Origin of the sequence: Ferrimonas sp. YFM, assembly GCF_030296015.1 — a bacterium.
In the GTDB taxonomy this organism is placed as follows: Bacteria; Pseudomonadota; Gammaproteobacteria; order Enterobacterales; family Shewanellaceae; genus Ferrimonas.
On sequence record NZ_AP027368.1, the window covers coordinates 1,696,466 to 1,713,590 of the forward strand.

Sequence of the window (17,125 nt, forward strand, 5' to 3'; positions counted from 1 at the left end):
AGGTGTTATGTGGAATAAAACCATTCCCAAACGAGCGCTCAGAATTTCCTGTCTGTTCACCGTGCTTGTTTCATTAATTGCATTGACCCGAGTGGTCATGGGCCCATCTTGGGAGCCGACCACTGAGCTTATCACCCGATTTGCCGTGCTGGTGCCTTCGTTGTTTCTGATATTCTGGGCCTTCTTTTGTATCTATCTCTACTTGAGTCCCGACGCCGATGGCTTTTTGAATCGGCGTGGCCATCATTAGCCCGCTGAGGTGGCGAGGGCCAAGGGGTGTTGCGTGGGGAGGAAGCGGTATGGTCACACTCTACTCCTACTATTTTGAAACCCTGCTGTTTAAGTTCTCCTTTGGGCCCGAGCAGGGGGCGGACAGTCCCGCCTGGGCAGAGGAGGCGCCGTTTCCGCCTTTGTCCCCCAGGGAGGCGATAGCGGCTTCTGCCGAGTCGCTGGCTCAGATGCTTGCGGATTTCCCCTGCGCCGAGCCAAGTTTCAGTGGCTGCGCCCTGAAGCGCTCCGGTCCCAATGGCTGGTGGTATTACGACGTCAGCTGGATGGTGTGGCCCCCAGAGTGCGATGGCGGGGATCGTAGCGAAATCAACCTCCCTGTGATGCTCAATGGTCAGGTGCCGCCCTATCAGGTGTTTGATTTTGAAAACCGGTTTGAAGCATGGTCAGATTGATACTCTGCCTGTTCTCACCGAGGTGTAGTTTGATATGAGTAAAATGGATCTGCAGTTCAGACCTGCCGAGCGAGGTGACCTGGAATCTCTGGTCGGCTTGCTTGCAGATGATGCCCTGGGCCAGCAGCGTGAGCACAATGTTCGCCCCCTCCCCGATAGTTATCACAAGGCCTTTGAGGCCATAGAAGCTGACGATAATAATCTGCTTCTGCTGGCCACCCACCAGGGACAGTTGGTCGGAATGCTGCAACTTACCTTTATCCCCTACCTGACCCATCAGGGCAGTTGGCGCTGTCTGGTGGAAGGGGTGCGCATCGCCTCGCAGTACCGGGGGAAAGGCTGCGGAGAGCAGATGTTTGAATACGCCATTGAACTGGCGCGAGAGAGAGGCTGCGCCATGGTGCAGTTAACCAGCGACAAACAGCGCCCGGATGCCATACGTTTCTACGAGAAGCTGGGTTTTACGGCCAGTCACGAGGGCTTCAAACTCTCTGTCTGACGTCGTTTTCAGGGATGAATCTGGCTATGAGTCATAAAGTGAAAGAGGGTGGTTCCCTCAGGATCTATCACTGGGTCTACATGGCCCTGTTGCTGCTTTTGGCATTGGGAAGGCTGTTTCAGAAGGTGTCCACCGACACCGGCGGGCCGGCAAGCCGTTACCTGCCCTTGATGGTTGCAGTGCTGTTGGCTTTGGGGGTGATGGGCTATGTGCGTCAACGGCCCATCTTCAGGCGTCATTGGTGGCGCGCTCTGTTCTGGCTGCTCTCGGTTGGCTGGTTGTCACTGGCCTGTTTAACCCTCTATCTGCTGTTTGCCCTGCCCGGCGGGGCCGTGGCGGGTGCGGGTGTGTCTGCCCTGGTCCTGCTGGCGATCTCCCCGGGGACCTGGGCCATATATCAGTACGCTTACTGTTGTCCCAAACTATGGCCTGAGGCCGGTCCAGATGGCTGAATTTCTGTTTAACCACAATGCGGACACAACTCTGGTGCTGGTTCTCAGCGGGGCACTGCTGTTGATGGGGTGATCATTGGCGTTACCGCGAATGCTTGGCTAAAGTCGCTGATATGAGAGATTGCAGTGCTGTCTTTTTGCAACCAATTGAATTCAGGATGAATCAATGAAATATCTGCTAGTTGTTTCCATCCTATTGCTGGGAGGGTGCTCCTCTCAGCCGTTCGAGCAGCAAGCCCAGGACAGGTTGTTGGAGAAGGTGACCGGCAAGTCATATTCTCGTAACGCGGGCAGCTGCCAGATCATCAAACAGGAGTGTGGTGAGGGCAACTACACCGAGTGGGTGCAGGACAATGGTCAATTGGCCTGTGCCTGTAACTGAATCGCGCTCTGTCATTTGAGAACGGGCAGCGTGTGCCGTCACAATGACAGGGGTTTCATGGTGATATCCAAGGAACAGGAGGCAACAGTGAAGACAATCATTACTTACAGCTCCCTTAAGGAAGCCCTGGCGGATCTGGATAACGGTGGCCGTTTTTACAACATTCTCACCGAAGCCGATGATGGGGTGGTGGAGCAGGCTGAGCTGGCCAAGGTGGCCGGTGTGTTCAGCGATACCCAGACCATGTTCCTCTATCTTGATATGGCGCTTTCCGAGTTGTCGCCAGAGGAGTCTATGGCGGTGCGAAGCAGTCTCAGCGAGGATCTGCAGCAGGAGTACCAGACACATAAGCCAAGCCGGTATACGCCGGTGCAGGCCAAGCTGGAAGGTCAGGCGGGCGAGCCGGTCATCATCGGCGGTGTGCCGCGGCTGGTGAAGTCCATGGAGAATTTCGGTGGTATGATTCTGGTGCCCATTACCGCTGGGACGGTAACGACGTTTACCATGATTCCCATCGTCGACCAGTACGACGTGTATCAGGTCCGGGACTCTCAGAGTGAGCGGGAGTTTGTGGTGGCCCACGCTCACAGCGACGAGAAATTGCCAGAGACCTACACCCTGTTTGGAGGCATCCTCAAAGAGATGCACAACGAACAGGGCAACAGCGACTCGCTGTTCCTTGAAGCAGTCTATTTTGCCAATCATCAAACCCTGAGTGCCTGATGTGTTAACCGTTCGACTCCGTTATCTGGCCAGGCGCCTGTCCTGGCTCTTGCTGCTGGTGACCGCCGGCAGCCATGCCTCCTCCTGGCTGAGCAGCCAGCCCTTCCATACCCTCATGCTTTCGCAGACAGAGCGCCCCTTCCCGGGGGATGTGCTGATAAGCCCCGAAGGCGCGACAGAGCTGGTGTTTGCCTCTTCCGACAACGCCGGCCAGCAGTTTGTCATCGGTTCACTGAGCAAGCAGATCACCGCCGCACTGCTGCTGCGATTGGTGGAGCAGGGCAGGGTGAACCTGACCGATCGCCCGGAGCAGTACCTGCCTGACCTGCCCGAACAGTGGCAGGGGCGCATCACCCTGGGACAGATGCTCAATCACACCAGTGGCATCATCGCCCTGAACAGGCCTTTGGCCGAGCAGCCCGGGCAGTTCCGCTACTCCAACCTGGGTTACGATCTGCTGGGGCAGATCATCGAGAAAGTTGGCCAGCGTCCCTATGCCGAGCAGGCGAAAGCGTTGTTTTATCTGTGTGATATGCGCCACAGCTTTGCGCCCAGCCAGCGCCACCCGGTGAGTGCAGCAGCCAGGCTGGCGCCCGGTGAGAGAGAGCGCCAGGATGGCAAACGGGTGGCGGTAGAACGGCCGTTGCCACAGGCGTCTGTGCCCAGTGGCGGCATCGTATCCAGTACGTCAGATCTGGCGGCCTGGAATCGTTGTCTGTATCAGTCGGATAAGGTGCTGGCAGACACTGGCAGTATGCTCAATCCGACCTCCCAGCGGCCTCATCGTTGGGGCAAACTGGGCTATGCCTCTGGTCTGCAGGTGGCCGAGACCGATGCGGGCATCGAGTACAGCCACAGTGGCTACGTGCCGGGCTACATCTCCACCATGACCTACTATCCAGAGCACAAGGTGACCCTGGTGATTTTGGAAAATGTCTCCTGGTATCCGGGGGACATGCCTCGGGTATTCGGCATTCATGACCGCATTCGCAATGAGCTGATACGGCAGTTGGCCAGCAAACCCATCTCAAAGGATTTCCATGGCCAGCCGTGAGATCACCGTCGAGCCCTATAGCCTGGACTGGCCGGAAAGGTTTCAGCAAGAAGCCGGCAAGATAAGCGACCTGCTGCGACTGGAAGGCGCCAGGTTGCATCATATCGGCAGTACAGCGGTCCCCGGGCTGGCGGCCAAGCCGGTGATCGACATGCTGATGCAGGTGCCCTCTCTTGCCGAGCTGGATGCGGTCAGCCCCAGGCTGGAGGCGCTGGGTTATCTGGCCAAGGGGGAGTTTGGCATCGGCGGGCGGCGTTACTTTCAAAAGGGCGGGGCACAGCGCACCCATCACCTGCACTGCTATCAAGCAGGTAGTCTGGAGATTCGCCGTCACCTGGCGTTTCGGGATTACCTGCGGGCTCACCCGGATGTGGCCAGAGCCTATGGCGACATCAAGCTGGAGGGAGCGGCGCTGTGTCAACACGACATCCAGCGCTACATGGCCCATAAGAACGACTTTATCCAATGCCATGAAGCCCTGGCGCTCACCTGGTATGACTCGGTCGGCTCACGGGATTAGCCTGGTTTTGGCTGTCAGAACCGCTCCTTGATAAAGGGGTAATCGGCGATGGACGCCCTGTCGTCGTACTCCCCGTTGAGCAGGCGTTTACCCAGTTTCACCTTGTCTCTGTCCACCTCTTCATAGGGGAATTGGCTGAGGAAGTGGGAGATGCAGTTGAGCCGGGCACGCTTCTTGTCGTCGGAGCGGACGATGTGCCAGGGGGCGTGCTTGTTGTGGGTGGCGGCGAACATGGCGTCGCGGGCCCGGGAGTATTCGTACCAGCGGTGGTAGGACTCCAGGTCCATGGGGCTCAGCTTCCAGGTTTTTCTGGGGTCTTTGATGCGGGCCTTAAAGCGGCGCTCCTGCTCCTCCATGCTGATCTCAAACCAGTACTTGATGAGGATGATCCCCGAGTCGGCGATGGCGCGCTCGAAGATGGGGGTGTACTTCAGGAAGGTTTCGTACTGCTCCTGGGTGCAGAACTCCATGACCCGTTCCACCCCGGCGCGGTTGTACCAGCTGCGGTCAAACAGCACTACTTCGCCGGCGGCGGGGAAGTGGGGAACGTAGCGCTGGGCAAACCATTCGCTCTTTTCCCGCTCGGTGGGGGCGGGCAGGGCCACCACCCTGAATACCCTGGGGCTGACCCGGTCGGTGAAGCGCTTGATGGCACCCCCTTTGCCTGCGGCGTCGCGCCCCTCGAACACCACCACCACTTTGAGCCCCTTCTCCTTGATCCAGTACTGAAGCTTCACCAGCTCGGCGTGCAGCAGATACAACTCCTCTTCGTACTCCTCCTGGTTCATCTTGGGTTTGCTGTCCCGGGCTCTGCCGGTCTCTTTCTCCGTGGCCATGATGGTTGTCCTTATCCTGTCTGGGTATCTGCAGCGCTTTCCTACGCCAACCTATTGAGATTAAACCTTAACCTGCTCGTTTTTCCACCCCTGTCCGGCCTTGCCTGTGGCCGGTGCATATACTCATAGGACTGTTTGCCGAGGTGGCTCCGGGGAGGCGTTTATGGTCAAGGGACTGTTTTTCGACATCAGCGGCGTGCTGTATGACGGCCATCAAGCCATCGACGGTGCCGTGGAGGCGGTGGCCAGGGCTCAGGCCAGTCATTTGCAGGTACGCTTTCTCACCAACACTTCGCGCAAGACTCGGATCAAGGTGTTTGACGATCTGATCAAGCTGGGTTTTGAGTTGCAGCTGGAGCAGATCATCACCGCCCCTTCAGCCGCCAAGGCGATGATTCAGGAAAAGGGCTGGCGGCCTTTCTGCCTGGTTCACAGTCAAGTGATGGATGAGTTCAAAGATTTGCCACAGGATGACCCCAACGCGGTGTTGCTGGCAGATGCGGCAGAGGGCTTTAGCTATCAGGCCCTGAACCGGGCGTTCCGCCTCTGTCTGGAAGGGGCGCCTCTGCTGGGCATTGGCATGAACCGTTACTTTAAGCTCGACGGCCAGATGCACCTGGATGCGGGTCCCTTTATTCGAGCCCTGGAATACGCGGCGGGCACCCAGGCACTGATCGTCGGCAAACCGGCTCCTGCCTTCTTCCTTCAAGGGGTCACAGAGACCAAGCTATTGCCCGGTGAGGTGATGATGGTGGGCGACGATGTTCAGGGGGATGTGGAGGGCGCCATGGGAGCAGGCCTGCAGGGGTGCCTGGTTCAGACAGGCAAATACCGAAACGGCGATGAGACTGGCTCTGACATGACCTTCCCCTGCGTTCCCTCTGTGACCGAGGCGGTGGAGCTGGCGCTGAAGCCAACATAAAAAAAGAGGCCGCACTGGGCGGCCTGAAGATGAGAGTCAGGAGAGTTTATAGTTATTTGGATTCTGCTGTTTCGAGTTCAGCACGGCTCTGGTTCACTTTCTGGTGCAACCAGAGGCCAGTAGATTTCATCAGGAAGCCGAACAGGCCACCGACCAGCAGGGCGGGCACCACGGCCATCCAGTCGCCGCTGGCGGCAAAAGTGGCGCAGCAGCCGACAAAGGTGCCGGGAATGTAACCCAGCCAGCTCTGCTTGGCTTGAACACACATCAGGGTGGCGACCACACCAGTTATCACATAACCCACCACTTCGATTCCGGCGATTGTGGAGAGCTGGATGATCACCATGGCCCAGAACACACCACTCATATTGGTGATCATGCTGGTTGCCAGCCCTTTGACGCCATCCTGGGGGGAGGCGAAGTAGCTGGTACAGCCAAGAAAGCCGGCCCAGGTCAGCAGACCCAGGGTCACGGACACCCAGCCCCACAGGGCGGACAGGATCCCGGTTGTGATTGCGATGGCCACCAATACAGACATGAAAGTTCACTACCTTTATCTAGGAAAGGTAACGCAGTGTAGCGAACCGGGTTCCATTTGCTAGTGATCGCGATCACATTAACTCCCCTTTGTAGCGTTTTTTTGATCCAAGTATTGGTGCTTGTGTGACTTTGGTGAAAAAAAATTACATAGGTCGCAGAGGCTTATGACCTGCGCCCTCCTTGCTGACTCACGAGCCCTTTGGGCCTGTGAAGAACACCGATGTGTGAACCTGGATCGGAAACAAAATCCCCGTCGATGTTAAAATGCTGTTAGTTAATCAATGGGTTAAAGGGGAATCTATGAGGCTACATTTGGCACTGCTGTTGTCTCTGTCGGTCAGCAGCTTGGCTGGAATTGCGTCGGCAGCCGATGATGGCATCGCACCCTTGGAGAAGCCGACGACCCAAGTATTCAACAATAAGCGCGACTTCAATCAAGAGCAGGTCGTGTATAAAAACAAATTCTGGCGCTGCAGTCGTTATCGTTCTGATGGAAGTTGCGTGTCGGTGGAGGAGGTGCCCGAGGATGAGGTGACCCTCTTCGATGAATCTAAGAAGGCCAGCAAGACGTCCAAAAGGGGCAACTACAAGATTGAGAACCCGGATGACACCCCTTGTGCCTGTGTGTTCAACAACAAGCGGATGTGGAACCCTGAGAAGATCATCTGGAATGACCAATATTGGCGTTGTGTCCACTATCGCGACGACGGCACCTGCAGTGGCGTGGAAGTGATTCCTCCGAAGGAACTGGAGTTGATGAAGCAGGCGGAGGAGGCTAAGAAAGCCAAGGAGCTGGCCAGCCAGGATAAACCCATCCCTGCGGTGTTCCATAAGAAGAACCGTATGTGGACGCCCGAGAAGGTACGCTTTAAAGAAAAGGAGTGGCAGTGCGCCTCCTACAGCGACGACGGGCTCTGCCTGGCTGTGGAGGAGGTGGTTGAACAGCCCGACCCTCTGGAGTTTGGCGGCGTTACCTTTGCCGGTCTGGACCGTCTCTACAGCTGCGAAGCCTTCGGCGATAAACAGCTACGCAACAAGCTGACCCTGGCTGAGTTTAATCGTTTCCTGGCTTTGGCTAAGGAGCGGAAGATGTGGAATGACACCGACATCAAGGCGATTCAGACCGGGGAGATCTTGGTGGGAATGAGCTCCTGTGGTGCGGTGTCCCTGATGGGCTATGCCAAAAATGGCGGCGGTTACATCAACGATGAAGGTGAACAGGAGGGCTGGGCCGAGTACGAATACCGCAGCGCCATGATCATGGTGGATTATCACAATCACATCATTACCAATTTCCAAGTTCTGGGAGAGATGCAGTGAAGCAAGGGGCCTTTTTGTGAGCCATAGAGTAGTGGCCAAGGCTCTGGTGCCTTGCGATTGTAACAATGAGGGAATGATCCGGGTGGATCTGCTGGAACACGGTGTCACCCTGGATTGTTATTATCTGGGCAGCGAAGAGCAGATAGGCCAGGCATTTCCCCTGGAGCAGGAGCGCCGAGCCCGCCTGACTCTGTGGCACGGGGAAGTGGTTCCCACCGAGGCGCGGGAGCGCTCCCTCGACAAGGCCATTACCGGGGTCTATTTGGGTGCCAGGCTCAACAGTGACGGTGATGTGGAGTACCTCATCGATTCTCTGATACCGGTTAAAACTGACAATGAGCTGGGTGATTTTCAGATCCCCGCCGCGGAAGGGGACTGGGTTCAGTGTCGGGGTCAGTGGGTGATCGATCTCTGTGACTATTGATCTGTTAAGACCCGTGGTGTTTGGCCTGGCCCTGCTGGGCTCGCCTGCAGTGCTGGCGGACTGGTCCTGCACCAATGATTTTGAGTCCGGCTGCAGCGGTGACGGATGTGTCCTGCTCCAGGGGGAGGACTTTACCCCGTTAAGCATTAGCGTATCGGACGCTGGCACCCTGAGCGTGTGCGCCTACAGTGGCTGCTGGGAAGGAGAGGGCAGGGTGTTGGCACGCTCGCCTTTTCTGGTGGTGTTGGGGGAGCAGCTCAAGTGGAACCATCCCGGTCAGGATAATCCGGTGGATCTGCTGCTCAGCATCAACCTTGCTAAGAGCACGGGGGCGCTGAGCTCTCCCCATTTCGATCAGCCCCTGTACTGCTCCGGGGGCTCCCGCCCCTAGATTCCCTCGATCTCCTGCCGGGACAGGGGCCGGCACTGGCCCTCGGCCAGCTCTGAATCCAGGACAAGGTTGCCCATCCGCTCCCGGTGCAGAGCCACCACAGGGTTGTGATACAGCGCAAACATCCTTTTTACCTGATGATGCATCCCCTCATAGATGGTCAGCCTGGCTCGGGTATCCGACAGCAGCTGCATTTGGGCCGGCGCCGTGGTCACGCCCTCCTTGTCAAACCATACGCCTTGAGCAAAGCGTTCAACCGCTTCCGGCGGGATGGGGTGCTCCGTGGTCACCAGGTAGGTTTTGGGGATCTTCTGCTCGGGACGGGTCAACGCCTTGGACCAGGCGCCGTCGTTGGTCAGCAGCAGCAGGCCGGTGGTGGCCCGGTCCAGGCGCCCCGCCAGGTGAAGGTCACTGCTATCCAGATGGGGGTACTGGGCCTCAATCAATTCGATGACGGTGGTGTGCTCCCTGTCCTTGGTGGCACTGAGCACCCCGGCCGGTTTGTGCATCAGCAGGTAGAGCGGGGTGTCGTGGGCCAGCGGCCTGCCTTCCACCTGGATGCGGCTGAAGCGGTTGACCAGGGTTTCCCCCTGTTTGCAGGGGGCGTCATCCAGGGTTATCTGATCACACTCCAGCCACTGCTTCACCTGCTTGTTGCTCACTCTCAGGGTTTTACTGAGGTATCTGTCCAGTCGCATCGTTGACTCCAATTAGGGGCGGACAATGGTACACCCAAGGGAAAAAACGCCCAAATGGATTGATCCGGATCAGGGTTGATTGACCTATCCCCCGGACGGGGGATGAACCTGTTTTTCCTTCTGAGTATCAATGGGGTGACTAGCAGGAGGTAAGTATGAAAACACAACATGGATTCAACCAATTTCTGATACTGGCCGCCGCCGCAGCCCTGATGGGCGGATGTGGCAGCGATTCCGATTCCGACCCCAAGCCCCCAATTGAGCCCGATGTGCTGACCGGGGTGTTTGTGGACAGCCCCGTAGGCGGACTGACTTTCACCACAGACACCCAGAACGGCACCACCAATGCCGCCGGCGAGTTCCAATATGTCTCCGGGGAGCAGGTGCAGTTCAGCCTGGGGGGCACCCAGTTCCCGGCGGTGGCCGGTGGCGAGCAGGTGACCCCGCTCGACCTGTTTGATACGGACGACCCCACCACCCAGGCGGTGGTGAACACCTTGAGGTTGCTGCAATCTCTGGATGAAGACGGCAACCCGGACAACGGCATCAGCATTCCCGCAGCAGTGGTCACCGCACTGGGTGAGGTGACCATAGACGTGACCGGTGAGCAGTTTGAGACTCAGATGACCGGCGCCATGGAGACCGCGGGCCTGGATGTCGAAGATCTGGTCAGCGAGGAGGAAGCCCTCGACCACTTCGATGAAACCGTCAACCCGGGCTTCAGCGACATGGACCTGAACGGCAAGTGGGTCTCCATGGAGTGGCTGACGCCCAGATACGGCTTCTATAACGCCGACTACATGGATTACCGCCTGGCCAACTGGGCCATCGCCGACGCCACCCTGACCGTGGATGAGTTCACCTTGAGCGGTGAGAAGTACGATCAGGAGAGCTACGCCGTCGCCATCGATGCCAAGGGTAAGATTCAGTTTGAAGACGATGAAGAGCTTGCGCAGATGGACACCGGCGAGCAGATGCTGCTTTGGTATGCCGGCGAAGAGGAGCGTCAGCGCATCGCCGTGGCCCTGAAGCGGGCCGAGTCCTATGAGCTGGCCGACCTTCAGGGCGAATGGTTCATCGGCAGCCTGTATACCCCGGCTCACAAGGTCGGAGACCCTGCCCAGTACGGTTTCGGTGTCTATCACCTGGATATCGATGACCAGGGCGCAGTGGACTTCCGCGACCTGGGCGGCACAGATAACGACGCCACCGACCAGTTCACCTTCGGGCTGGATGCCACCGGCCGGGTACTGGATGAGGAGGAAGGCTACATCCAACTGTCCGCCAATAAGGACGTCATCATGCAGGTGGCGGTATGGGATGAGGTTGAACAGGAACTGATGCTGGGTGTGAAGCAGCCTGAACAGCTGATTCTGGCGGGCCTGGAAGGCCGCTGGTACAGCGTCACCATCAATGTACCTGCGTCCGAGAACAACGCCTACGCCTTCAACTACAGCCTGGATGAGGTGGTGTTTGACGCCGAGGGCAACAGCAGCTGGTATCAGAAGGCCACAGACGACCCACAAGCGGACCTGGAGATTGTCGATACCATGAAACTGACCCTGGCCGACGGCATGATCAAGGATGAGTACAACGGCTACTGGCTGGTGAACGCCTCCTACGACGTGGCCATCAACCTCTATCCCGAGGAGGACGGTGCCTATGTGTATGCCATGCTGGTGCGTATGGAGAAATAGTTGCGTAGTCTGCTAGTACCAAAGGGCGTCGGGCTTCGTGCTCCTCGCCCTTTTTTTATCTCTGACAGTGGTGAATCAGCCTGAGAGACTGAACTTGTTACCGCTTAACGTCCGGGGCAAAAAGCTCGTACTTGACCCAGTTGACTCCCTCCTCGGCAAACGCGCCGCAGCGGGTCATGCCCAGTTTGTTGATCACCGCGTGAGAGGCCTGGTTGTCCTCCATGGCGCGGGCAACGATCCTGTCCAGTTGGTATCGCCCGAAACCAAGCTGCAGCGCTGCGATGGCGGACTCCAGTGCGTAGCCCTGGCGCCAGTGCCTGCGCATTATTCGAAAGCCGATGTCCACCTCTGCGCCTGGCTCTGCCCTTCGAAGGCCACAAAACCCCAGGTACTCTCCCGTCTCTTTCAGATACAGCGACCAGCGGCCAAAGCCGTTAAGCTGATACTGGGCGTAGTCGCTGATGAACGCCGCAACCTGGTCTTTGTTGTCAAAGGGCTTATCACCGGTGTATTTCAGTACCACCGGGTCGTTGTTCAGCTCAAAAAAGCCATCCACATCCTCCAATGAGAATCGCTGAAGGCGCAGCCTCTCTGTTTCCAACTCAGTCATCACTATCTTCCCTGTCAGCTCTTGCCCCAAAGACACCACTAAAGCGCAACTGGTGGGCGGATTCAAGGTGAAGGGGGAGGGGCGAGTTCAGGCGAAGCTGGTTTCCCGCAATTGGCTGAGGAGGTGGTTTTGGTGACGGCTGCCGGTTTTGTGCAGCAGGGACTTAATCTGGCTCTTCACCGTCTCCTTGCTGACTCGCCGGTGGCGGGCAATTTCGCTGCCGTCCATCCCCTGAGCCAGCAGTTGCAGCACCTGGCATTCGGCGTGGGTGAGCCCCTCCGGCAGAGCCGCAAAGCTCAGCTGAGGATTGAGCCTGGGGGCCAGCCTCAGTTGTGCCCAGGGCAGCAGGGCGGCGCCCACACACTGCAGGGTGTGCTCAATCCCCTTGGGAAACGGCGTGCGCCGGCGATGACAGGAGAGGCCCAGCTGACGACCATTGACCAGGGGCAGCAGCAGACCCATGGAGTAACGGTAATCGAAATGAGGGGCGAAGCGTTCCAGGAAGCCACCCTCTTCGGCCTTGGGGCGGGGCAGCAGATCCTGCAGGCAGACCGCATGGCCAAATTGGTTCTGCTCGATGTAGGTGTGCAGGTAGCGGTCCTCCTGGCTGTGGCTGGCCATAAAGGCCAACGAGCGCTGGGAGAGACCGGCGGCAAAGCTTCGCGGCTGCCCGGTCTGGGGATCCACCAGAAACAGCAGGCTACTGTCCGCTTGCAGAAGCTGAGTCAGCCTGTTCAGGGCATGACACAGGGCCTCATCGCTGTCCGCCTGGCACAGTTCGTTGATCCAGTAGTAGAGGGGCTGCCAATCCATAGATTCTCCTTGTCACTTAAAGTGTAAAGGACGGAAACTGCTCGGATTTTGACCTGGGTCAGGGTGTTAATCAATTGTTGCGGGGAGGTGGGCACCTCCCGAAGGAGGCGCCTGAATGGGTGAGTCGCTTAGGACTGTTTAGGGGCGAACCTCTGGTAGAGGGTGGGCAGCACCAGCAGGGTCAGGGCGGTGGAGCTGACCAGGCCGCCGATGATCACCATGGCCAGGGGGCGCTGGACCTCGGATCCGATGCCGGTGGAGAGGATCACCGGCAGCAGTCCCAGGGCCGAGGTCAGGGCGGTCATCAGCACCGGCCGCAGCCGGCTGATGGCCCCTTCGAAGGCGGCCTGAGCCACGCTCTCGCCACTGGCTACCCTCTGATTGATGGCGTCCACCAGCACCACCCCGTTGAGCACCGCCACCCCAAACAGGGTGATGAAGCCGATGGAGCTGGGCACCGACAGGTAGGTGCCGCTGAGATAGAGCGCCAGCACCCCGCCAATCAGCGCCAGGGGCACATTGGCCATGATCAGCAGTGCCTGGCTGATGGAGCCGAAGCTGAAGTAGAGCAGCAGAGCGATCAGCGCCACCGACAGGGGCACCACGATGGCCAGCCGCTGTTGGGCCCGCTGCTGGCTTTCATACTGGCCCCCCACCTTGACCCCGTAACCGGCGGGCAGCTCGGCGTTGTCGGCCACGGTCTGGTAGATGTCGGCCACCACCGAGCCCATGTCCCGGCCGGAGACGTTGGCCTGAATCACCACCCGTCGCTGTACATCATCACGGCGGATGTTGGGTGGGGCACTCTCCATACCAATCTCCGCCACATCCCCCAGGCGCACCTGGCTGCCATCCGGGGCGTAGAGCAGCAGATCCGCCAGTTTCTCCGGGCTGCTGCGGAACTGCTCGGCGAAGCGCAACTGGATGTCGTAACGGGCGTTGCCGTCGATCACCTGACCCGCCTCTCGGCCGCCGATGCCGTCGGACACCAGCTGCAGCACGCTGTCGACGCTGATGCCGTAACGGGCCAGTTTGGCCCGGTCAGGGCGCACCACCAGCTGCAGTTCACCCTGGATCTGCTCCATGGCCACACCTACGGCACCGTCTACCTGTTTCACCAGCTCCTCAATCTCCTTACCCTTGCTGGCCAGCACCTCCAGATCCGGGCCAAACAGCTTGATGGCCAGTTGGGCGCGGACACCGGAGAGCAGCTCATCCACCCGGGTGGCGATGGGCTGGCTGAAGGTAAACAGCAGCCCGGGGAACTGGGACAGTTTCTCCTCCATCTTCTGTTGCAGTTCGAAGCGATCGCTGGCGGAGGTCCACTGGTCGATGGGCTTCAGGCCCACGTAGATCTCGATGTTGCTGATGGGCTCGGGATCGCCGCCGAGCTCGGCGGCGCCCACCCGGCTCAGGGCATACTCCACCTCGGGAAAGCTCATCAGGATCTGCTCCAGTTTGGGGGCCACCCCCAGGCTGGTCTCCAGGTTGGCGGTGGGGGCCAGGGTCACCCGAATATTGATGGTGCCCTCCTCAAGCTCGGGCACGAACTCGGTGCCCAATTGAGGCACCAGGCTGAGGGTGGCCACAAAGGCCAGCAGGGCGGCGATGATCACCGTCTTGGGACGATGGATGATCTTGCCCAGCAGAGTGCGGTAGCCCTTTTCCAGCGGGGTCACCAGGGGGCTGGGGCGGAAGCTGACGCCCCGCTTGAAGGCCATGGTCGCCAGGGCGGGCACCACCAGCAGCGCCACCACCAGGGCGGCCAGCATCGCCAGGATGATGCTTACCGCCATGGGCTGGAACATCTTGCCCTCCACCCCTTGCAGGGTGAACAGCGGGGCAAACACCACGATGATGATGCTGGTGGCGAAAAACACCGGGCTGGCCACCTCTTGGGCGGCGGCCTTGATGCGCATGGCGATGCCCTGGTTGTCGTCACCCGCATGGTGGGGGTCGGCTTCATTGCTGCGGGCCCGGGCTTGGTCCAGGTGGCGGCGATCCGGCTGACTCAGGTGTTTGAAGATGTTCTCCACCATCACCACCGAGCCGTCCACCAGCATGCCGATGGCCACTGCCAGGCCGCCCAGGGACATCAGGTTGGCCGACATATTGAAATAGGCCATGACCATCAGGGCGATGCCGATGGCCACCGGAATGGAGAGCAGCACCAGCACGGTGGCGCGCAGATTCAGCAGGAACAGCGCCAGGATGACGATGATCAGCGCAAAGGCGATCAGCAGGGCATCGGTTACCGTTTTCACCGCCTTGGCCACCAGATCGGCGTTGTCGTAATAGGGCTCGAAGGTCACGCCCTCGGGCAGGGCTTGCTGGATCAGGGGCACTTTCAGTTTGATGTCGTCGATGGTGGCCTTGGTGTTGGCCCCCATCCGCTTGAGCACCACCCCGGAGACCACCTCGCCCAGGGGCTGGGGCTTTCCCTGGTCATCCCGGCGGGTCATGGAGACCGCGCCGACGCGGATCTCCGAGCCATAGTCGACCTTGGCGATGTCGCCTATGGTTACCGGGGTGCCCTCGATGGCTTTGAGTGGCAGCAGCCGAATCGCCTGAAGCCCTGCATCCCCGGCGGGGATAAAGCCGTAGCCACGGACCACGAACTGCTCCTGGCCCCTGGGCATAAACCAGCCGCCTGTGTTGCGGTTGTTGGCCTCCAGAGTCTGCTGGACGTCGTCCAGGGTCAGTTCAAAGGACTGCATCTTGTTGGGGTCCAACTGCACCTGGTATTGACGCACTTCGCCGCCGAAGGAGAGCACCGAGGTGACCCCGTCCACCGGCATCAGCATCAGCTTCACCAGGTAGTCGTTGAGGCCACGCAGCGCCATGGCATCGAAGCCGCTGCCGGGCTCGGCGCGCAGCAGGTACTGATATACCTGGCCTAGGCCGGAGGTGTTGGGGCCCATCTCCGGCGTGCCGACGCCCTGGGGAATGTTCTCCTGGGCCGCCTGCAGCTGCTCAAACACCTGCTGGCGGGCGAAGTAGATGTCGGTGCCCTCCTCAAACACCACGGTCACTATGGACAGGCCGGTGCGCGACAGGGAGCGCACTTGTGTGACGCCGGGCAGGGAGTACATCGAGGCTTCGATGGGGTAGGTGATCAGCTGTTCCACCTCCTCCGACGCCAGTCCCTCCGCCTGGGTGTTCACCGTGACCTGGACGTTGGTGACGTCCGGAAAGGCATCCAGGTTGAGCCTGGGCAGCATAAAGGCCGCCGCCACCAGGGTGGTCAGCAGCAGTATCAAAACAATCAGCCGGTTACGAACCGCTGATGCGATCAATGAGTTCAGCATACGCGGTCCTGTTAGTGGTTGTGGATCTCAAAGCCAGACTTGGCCTGCTCAGAGGCCAGGAAGAAGGCGCCCTGCACCGCCACCTGGCTACCGGGCTGGATACCGCTGACCAGATTCATCCCCTCCTGGCTGCTGAGCACCTGCACCTCGGTGGCGCTGTAACGGCCGTCGTCATAGAGGTAGACCATCCAGTCACCATCCGGGCTGCGGGCCAGGGCGGAGTCCGGCAGCACGATGCCGCGGCGCTGGCTCTGGCTGATATAGGCGGTGGCAAACTGACCCGCATGGAGGCGGTGATCCGGGTTGGTTAGTTCCAGCCGAACCGCTTCGGTGCGGGTACGGGGGTCCAGTTGATGGTCGCGGCCGATCACCGTGGCTTGCACCAAGTCCTCGCCCACGCGGACGGTCAGCTTCTGGCCGATGCGGATCAGAGTGGCCTGGGAGGCGGAGACCTGGGCGTTGGCCCATAGGATGTGCTCATCGGCCAACACCATCAGGGTGCTCAGCGCCGGTTGGTTCTGCTGCATCACCGAGTTGTCCTGCTGCACCGTACCGGCGTGGGGGGCGAGCAGGGTGAACTGGCCGAGACGGCTCTCCTGTTGGTCCAGGCTATCTATTTGGGACTGGGTCATCCCCAGGGCCAAGAGATCCTGCAGGCTGGTTTCCAGATCGATTCGGGCCTGCTGATAGCGGCTGGCGGAGACCGCCTGTTTGCCCAGAGACTTGACCCGGCGCCATTCGGCCAGGGCCAGCAGATGCCTGCCCTGGGTGTCGGCGATGGCGCTGGAGGCCAGGGTCAGCAGCTTGGCACCGGGTTCAACCTCCTGCCCCGGCGTTACATGGCGGGCGATCACCCGGGCGTCCACCGGCAGAGACAGGGCGCTGGTCAGGTTGGGGTTGGTCAGCAGCTGGGTGGGAACTGGGTGACGGAAGTCGAGGCTGGTCTCGGTCACTGTTGCTACTTCGATGCCGGCGAGGGCGCTCTGGGCAGGGCTGAGTCGCAGCCCCTCCTCATGCTCCTCGCCTTCGTCGTGGCCATGGTCTCCGGACTCATGGCCGTGCTCCGGCCCTTCTGAGCTGTGGTCATGGCCCTCTTCGGCAACGCCATGCTCATGGTCATCCAGATCCAGCGTGATGAGTGACAGGTCGGTGTTGGCCTGATGGTCATGATCGTCACCGGCCAGGGCAGGCGCCTGGGTAAAGGCCAGCAGCAGGGCGGTCATCAGGGGAGTCAGTGTTTTGCGTTTCATGGT

19 protein-coding genes are annotated in these 17,125 nt (G+C 59.5%); 12 read left to right on the top strand and 7 right to left on the bottom strand.

Annotated features, from left to right (window positions below; translation table 11 throughout):
* Positions 1-299: 299 nt before the first annotated feature.
* The 7 genes from QUE41_RS07975 to QUE41_RS08005 all read left to right on the top strand — a co-directional run bounded on the left by QUE41_RS07975 (position 300) and on the right by QUE41_RS08005 (position 4,313).
* Positions 300-683 carry a hypothetical protein gene (locus QUE41_RS07975; RefSeq protein WP_286342345.1) on the top strand — a complete coding sequence of 128 codons (384 nt, stop codon included), beginning with the start codon at positions 300-302 and terminating at the stop codon, positions 681-683.
* Between the two features lie 34 nt (positions 684-717).
* The gene (locus QUE41_RS07980) at positions 718-1,182 is read left to right on the top strand and encodes a GNAT family N-acetyltransferase (RefSeq protein WP_286342346.1); all 465 of its coding nucleotides are present in this window, start codon (positions 718-720) and stop codon (positions 1,180-1,182) included.
* Between the two features lie 26 nt (positions 1,183-1,208).
* Positions 1,209-1,634 carry a hypothetical protein gene (locus QUE41_RS07985; protein WP_286342347.1) on the top strand — a complete coding sequence of 142 codons (426 nt, stop codon included), beginning with the start codon at positions 1,209-1,211 and terminating at the stop codon, positions 1,632-1,634.
* A 166-nt stretch (positions 1,635-1,800) separates the two neighbouring features.
* On the top strand, positions 1,801-2,016 hold the full coding sequence (locus QUE41_RS07990; RefSeq protein WP_286342348.1) for a hypothetical protein: 216 nt from the start codon (positions 1,801-1,803) through the stop codon (positions 2,014-2,016).
* Between the two features lie 87 nt (positions 2,017-2,103).
* Positions 2,104-2,739 (top strand): hypothetical protein, encoded by a 636-nt coding sequence (locus tag QUE41_RS07995; protein ID WP_286342349.1) that lies wholly within the window; start codon positions 2,104-2,106, stop codon positions 2,737-2,739.
* Between the two features lies 1 nt (position 2,740).
* Entirely contained in the window at positions 2,741-3,793 is a 1,053-nt protein-coding gene (locus QUE41_RS08000) for a serine hydrolase domain-containing protein (RefSeq protein ID WP_286342350.1), read from the top strand.
* Positions 3,780-4,313, top strand: a complete 534-nt coding sequence (locus QUE41_RS08005; RefSeq protein ID WP_286342351.1) for a GrpB family protein — start codon at positions 3,780-3,782, stop codon at positions 4,311-4,313. Before QUE41_RS08000 ends, QUE41_RS08005 begins: the two co-directional genes overlap by 14 nt.
* Before the next feature lie 14 nt (positions 4,314-4,327).
* Here QUE41_RS08005 and ppk2 read toward each other — a convergent pair whose 3' ends face one another.
* Positions 4,328-5,149, bottom strand: coding sequence for a polyphosphate kinase 2 (ppk2, locus tag QUE41_RS08010; protein ID WP_286342352.1), 822 nt, complete (start codon positions 5,147-5,149; stop codon positions 4,328-4,330).
* Positions 5,150-5,312: 163 nt separating this feature from the next.
* Here ppk2 and QUE41_RS08015 point away from each other — a divergent pair, with 163 nt between their 5' ends.
* The gene (locus QUE41_RS08015) at positions 5,313-6,071 is read left to right on the top strand and encodes a TIGR01458 family HAD-type hydrolase (RefSeq protein ID WP_286342353.1); all 759 of its coding nucleotides are present in this window, start codon (positions 5,313-5,315) and stop codon (positions 6,069-6,071) included.
* 52 nt (positions 6,072-6,123) lie between these two features.
* Here QUE41_RS08015 and QUE41_RS08020 read toward each other — a convergent pair whose 3' ends face one another.
* On the bottom strand, positions 6,124-6,609 hold the full coding sequence (locus QUE41_RS08020; RefSeq protein ID WP_286342354.1) for a DUF1097 domain-containing protein: 486 nt from the start codon (positions 6,607-6,609) through the stop codon (positions 6,124-6,126).
* A gap of 302 nt (positions 6,610-6,911) precedes the next feature.
* Between QUE41_RS08020 and QUE41_RS08025 the strand changes: the two genes are divergently transcribed.
* From QUE41_RS08025 to QUE41_RS08035, 3 genes are read left to right on the top strand one after another with little or no spacing between them, the layout of a single operon-like run.
* Positions 6,912-7,931: a hypothetical protein gene (locus QUE41_RS08025; RefSeq protein WP_286342355.1), complete on the top strand. Its 1,020-nt coding sequence runs from the start codon at positions 6,912-6,914 to the stop codon at positions 7,929-7,931.
* 16 nt (positions 7,932-7,947) lie between these two features.
* Positions 7,948-8,355, top strand: a complete 408-nt coding sequence (locus tag QUE41_RS08030) for a hypothetical protein (protein WP_286342356.1) — start codon at positions 7,948-7,950, stop codon at positions 8,353-8,355.
* Entirely contained in the window at positions 8,345-8,746 is a 402-nt protein-coding gene (locus tag QUE41_RS08035) for a hypothetical protein (RefSeq protein WP_286342357.1), read from the top strand. Before QUE41_RS08030 ends, QUE41_RS08035 begins: the two co-directional genes overlap by 11 nt.
* Here QUE41_RS08035 and QUE41_RS08040 read toward each other — a convergent pair.
* The gene (locus QUE41_RS08040; RefSeq protein ID WP_286342358.1) at positions 8,743-9,444 is read right to left on the bottom strand and encodes a pseudouridine synthase; all 702 of its coding nucleotides are present in this window, start codon (positions 9,442-9,444) and stop codon (positions 8,743-8,745) included. The two genes, QUE41_RS08035 and QUE41_RS08040, sit on opposite strands and share 4 nt — an antisense overlap.
* 155 nt (positions 9,445-9,599) lie before the next feature.
* Between QUE41_RS08040 and QUE41_RS08045 the strand changes: the two genes are divergently transcribed.
* Positions 9,600-11,141, top strand: coding sequence for a hypothetical protein (locus tag QUE41_RS08045; RefSeq protein WP_286342359.1), 1,542 nt, complete (start codon positions 9,600-9,602; stop codon positions 11,139-11,141).
* 97 nt (positions 11,142-11,238) lie between these two features.
* On the opposite strand, the gene QUE41_RS08050 is transcribed toward QUE41_RS08045, so the two are convergent.
* The 4 genes from QUE41_RS08050 to QUE41_RS08065 form a co-directional block, all read right to left on the bottom strand.
* Positions 11,239-11,751, bottom strand: coding sequence for a GNAT family N-acetyltransferase (locus QUE41_RS08050; RefSeq protein WP_286342360.1), 513 nt, complete (start codon positions 11,749-11,751; stop codon positions 11,239-11,241).
* A gap of 87 nt (positions 11,752-11,838) precedes the next feature.
* Entirely contained in the window at positions 11,839-12,564 is a 726-nt protein-coding gene (locus QUE41_RS08055) for a helix-turn-helix transcriptional regulator (RefSeq protein WP_286342361.1), read from the bottom strand.
* Between the two features lie 128 nt (positions 12,565-12,692).
* Positions 12,693-15,872: an efflux RND transporter permease subunit gene (locus QUE41_RS08060; protein ID WP_286342362.1), complete on the bottom strand. Its 3,180-nt coding sequence runs from the start codon at positions 15,870-15,872 to the stop codon at positions 12,693-12,695.
* Between the two features lie 11 nt (positions 15,873-15,883).
* Positions 15,884-17,122 (bottom strand): efflux RND transporter periplasmic adaptor subunit, encoded by a 1,239-nt coding sequence (locus QUE41_RS08065; RefSeq protein ID WP_286342363.1) that lies wholly within the window; start codon positions 17,120-17,122, stop codon positions 15,884-15,886.
* Positions 17,123-17,125 lie beyond the last annotated feature (3 nt).

Bases quoted from the DNA above. Each gene is read 5' to 3' on its own strand.
- QUE41_RS07975 (WP_286342345.1), top strand. From the start codon at position 300: ATGGTCACACTCTACTCCTACTATTTTGAAACCCTGCTGTTTAAGTTC.
- QUE41_RS07980 (WP_286342346.1), top strand. From the start codon at position 718: ATGAGTAAAATGGATCTGCAGTTCAGACCTGCCGAGCGAGGTGACCTG.
- QUE41_RS07985 (WP_286342347.1), top strand. From the start codon at position 1,209: ATGAGTCATAAAGTGAAAGAGGGTGGTTCCCTCAGGATCTATCACTGG.
- QUE41_RS07990 (WP_286342348.1), top strand. From the start codon at position 1,801: ATGAAATATCTGCTAGTTGTTTCCATCCTATTGCTGGGAGGGTGCTCC.
- QUE41_RS08005 (WP_286342351.1), top strand. From the start codon at position 3,780: ATGGCCAGCCGTGAGATCACCGTCGAGCCCTATAGCCTGGACTGGCCG.
- ppk2 (WP_286342352.1), bottom strand. From the start codon at position 5,149: ATGGCCACGGAGAAAGAGACCGGCAGAGCCCGGGACAGCAAACCCAAG.
- QUE41_RS08015 (WP_286342353.1), top strand. From the start codon at position 5,313: ATGGTCAAGGGACTGTTTTTCGACATCAGCGGCGTGCTGTATGACGGC.
- QUE41_RS08020 (WP_286342354.1), bottom strand. From the start codon at position 6,609: ATGTCTGTATTGGTGGCCATCGCAATCACAACCGGGATCCTGTCCGCC.
- QUE41_RS08025 (WP_286342355.1), top strand. From the start codon at position 6,912: ATGAGGCTACATTTGGCACTGCTGTTGTCTCTGTCGGTCAGCAGCTTG.
- QUE41_RS08040 (WP_286342358.1), bottom strand. From the start codon at position 9,444: ATGCGACTGGACAGATACCTCAGTAAAACCCTGAGAGTGAGCAACAAG.
- QUE41_RS08045 (WP_286342359.1), top strand. From the start codon at position 9,600: ATGAAAACACAACATGGATTCAACCAATTTCTGATACTGGCCGCCGCC.
- QUE41_RS08050 (WP_286342360.1), bottom strand. From the start codon at position 11,751: ATGACTGAGTTGGAAACAGAGAGGCTGCGCCTTCAGCGATTCTCATTG.
- QUE41_RS08055 (WP_286342361.1), bottom strand. From the start codon at position 12,564: ATGGATTGGCAGCCCCTCTACTACTGGATCAACGAACTGTGCCAGGCG.
- QUE41_RS08060 (WP_286342362.1), bottom strand. From the start codon at position 15,872: ATGCTGAACTCATTGATCGCATCAGCGGTTCGTAACCGGCTGATTGTT.
- QUE41_RS08065 (WP_286342363.1), bottom strand. From the start codon at position 17,122: ATGAAACGCAAAACACTGACTCCCCTGATGACCGCCCTGCTGCTGGCC.